The sequence below is a fragment of the Stieleria sp. genome (assembly GCF_041595215.1).
GTDB classification, from domain to species: domain Bacteria; phylum Planctomycetota; class Planctomycetia; order Pirellulales; family Pirellulaceae; genus Stieleria; species Stieleria magnilauensis.
Genome location: NZ_JBFHKV010001081.1, coordinates 1 through 2862 on the forward strand (window position 1 = coordinate 1; position 2862 = coordinate 2862).

Here is a 2862-nt window from a genome sequence, read left to right on the forward strand (position 1 = left end):
CGCCGCAACCGGGATCGGTTCCAAGATTTTGTTGGGCCGGCGCCGATTCAAGGGCCTGACCTGGTTGATGTGTGTCGAGGGCACCATGAATCTTGTCATCAGCGTCGCTCTGATCCAACCGTTCGGATTGCTGGGCGTTGCAATCGGGACCGCGTTGCCCGCCGTTCTGTGCCGTGGCATCGTGCACCCGATCATCGTCTGCACCGACCTGCAACTTCGTTTCAAAGATTACAGACGCCAAATCCTTTGGCCGACCGTAGTCGTCGCAGTGCTGCTGGCACCGTTGGTGTTCGCCGTGCACCACCTCACCGCTCAAAGCAGTTGGACGGAATTGATCATCGGCGGATTGCTCGCAACCCTGATTGCCGTTGCCTTGGCCTGCAGCTTCGGTCTGAACACCTCCGATCGTCAACGCTACCTTTTCCCCACTCTTAGACGGATGGCGAGAATCCGCGGCGTCTTGGAGGCCAAACCTTGATTTCCATCCACGAGAAACGTCGATCGCTCCTTGTCAGCGAAAGGAAAACCAACCGATGAGTCATTTTGCAGCGACCTGCCGTCGAATCTCGCGAGCACCACGAACACTGGTGTCCCGCGTGCTGGCGCGGCAGCGTTCCACCGCGACCAAACGCGACCAATGGTTCGTGGACTACCACAGCGACCACGCTCGACAGGTGGTCGGGTTGCGGGACAAGACCGATGAACGTCTAAAACTGTTTCGCGTCGAAGACATCGCGGGAAAACGTGTCCTCGACGCCGGATGCAATATGGGTGCGATCGTCAACCATTGCATGAAATTGGGCGCTCGCCAGGTCACCGGCTTGGACTTTGATAGCGCCGCGGTACAACGCGCCCGGGGACTCTACAGCGACCCCACATCGGCCTTTCGATGTGACGACCTGGACAACCCGCTGGCGGCGCTCGAGCCGCACGACACCGTCATGTTTCTTTCTGTCTACGGCACCAAGGAATTGGAAGACCGCAATTCCATCCTCAGCCGGTTGGCGGGATTGTCTCAAGTGATGTACTTCGAGGGCCATCATGGTGACGACCCCCGCGACTACGCATGGGTCTTGCTGAAATACGGCGGGTTTCAAACCATCGAGTTCCTCGGCTACACCAACGACGAACTGCGTGAAGATTCCGTCGGACGCCCTTTCTTTCGCTGTGACCGGAAATCGCGTGACGTGGGTTTCCTGCCCGATTTTATCGCCGACCATTCTCACATCGATGCCACGCTGAAGGTCGCCGTGGTGGGCCGCTCCGGCGCGGGCAAGAGCCACTTGGCGCGACAACTGGCGGACGATCAACGCTGCGAGGGTGTGACGATTTTGGACGACGTGAACGATCCGGATCGCATTCAGGCCGCCCAGCGACTGGTTCTGTTTGACTATCGCGCGGGCACCTACATCGATCAAATCGACGCGTTGTTCTTCATGGATGTCGACGAGAACGTTCGCTTGAAACGCTTTGCCGATGACCCCGTTCGACAAGACGATTACAACGCACTGCTGCGCACGCCGCCGGTGCGGTCGAACTTCTTGAGCTTCTTTCGGATCGAGGCTCGACAAGATGGCTAACGATCATGCCGAAGCCGCCCAAACGATCGCGGCTGTTGAGACCGCAACACCGACCAAACGCCTCCATCCAGGTCGCGTTTCGGTGATCATCCCCACCTACAATTGTGCCCGCTACATCGGCGACGCGTTGCAGTCGGTCGCGGTCCAGTCTTATGACGACCTGGAAATCGTCGTGATCGACGATGGATCCAGCGATGACACCCGCGCCGTCGTCGCACGATCCGGGGTTCCCTGCAGCTACGTGATGAACGAGCGACACAAAGGCCCTGCGGGGGCGCGCAACCACGGGATCGGCTTGAGCAGCGGTCAATACATCGCCTTTCTCGATGCCGACGATGCGTGGCTTCCGAACAAATTGGCGCTTCAAATCGCTGCGTTGGAGGCCGATCCAGGTCTGCTCGCCCTCGGTTCCATCATGATTCCCTGGGACAGCACACCGTCCCAAATCGACCCAACCGCCACGCTGCGACGATACAGTTTTTCCGAAATGATCGTTCGCAACCGGCTTGGAACACCGACGGTCGTCTGTCGGCGTGACGCGCTGTCAAAGGTCGGCCTATTCGACGAAGCGATGAACATCGCCGAAGACTACGAATTGTGGCTGCGGTTGAGCCGGATCGGCGCGGTCGGTCGACTGGAAACGCCGCTGGCCCGATTCCGACAACGGCCGGACGGTGCCAGTGCGGGCAACCGTGACCGCACCTTTGATCTGGACATGCGTTTCGCCCGCTCGCTGGCGAACCGATATCCCGATGTGCCGGGGATACGGCGTTTGGTCAAACAGGGGCTTTCGGCCAGAGAGTTTGAACGTGCGATTGAATTGTGCGATGTGGAAAAACGCTATTGGCAAGCCCTTCGCGCGACCGCCAATTCGATTCGCAATTGGCCGTGGTCCCATCCCCTAGGCCTGGGCCGCCCGCTGACACGCCTGCGACGCGTTCGCCGCATCGTTTTGGACGCCCTGCATGCTCAATGCGGCGTAGGAGTTTGACCGATGGAATCGACGAAACCAACCCAATCAGCCCCACACATCGTGGAACTCGACGCGTTGCGGGGTATCGCCGCGATGGCGGTGCTGTGTTGTCACCTGCCGCGCGGATTTTGGTTCGGCGCGACAGGCGTCGATCTGTTCTTTGTCCTCTCCGGTTTCTTGATCACCGGCATCATTCAACGCAATCTCGATCAGCCACGGTTCTTGCGCGCGTTCTATTGGCGCAGAAGCCTGCGAATCCTGCCGCTCTACTATTTGGTGATTCTGATGGCGTACGCCGTCAATTTGCTC

The 2862-nt window shown here is 59.1% G+C and carries 4 protein-coding genes; all 4 read left to right on the top strand.

Translation table 11 applies throughout. The features are described 5' to 3' along the window. A partial coding sequence (locus ABX749_RS28230; RefSeq protein WP_372898971.1) for a polysaccharide biosynthesis C-terminal domain-containing protein occupies positions 1-478 on the top strand: 478 nt, incomplete at its 5' end. A 55-nt stretch (positions 479-533) separates the two neighbouring features. After that, positions 534-1580, top strand: coding sequence for a methyltransferase domain-containing protein (locus ABX749_RS28235; protein ID WP_372898972.1), 1047 nt, complete (start codon positions 534-536; stop codon positions 1578-1580). Beyond that, complete coding sequence (locus ABX749_RS28240) at positions 1573-2571, top strand: glycosyltransferase (protein WP_372898973.1); 999 nt, start codon at positions 1573-1575, stop codon at positions 2569-2571. Before ABX749_RS28235 ends, ABX749_RS28240 begins: the two co-directional genes overlap by 8 nt. 3 nt (positions 2572-2574) lie before the next feature. Further along, on the top strand, positions 2575-2862 hold a 288-nt coding region (locus ABX749_RS28245; RefSeq protein WP_372898974.1), incomplete at its 3' end, for an acyltransferase family protein.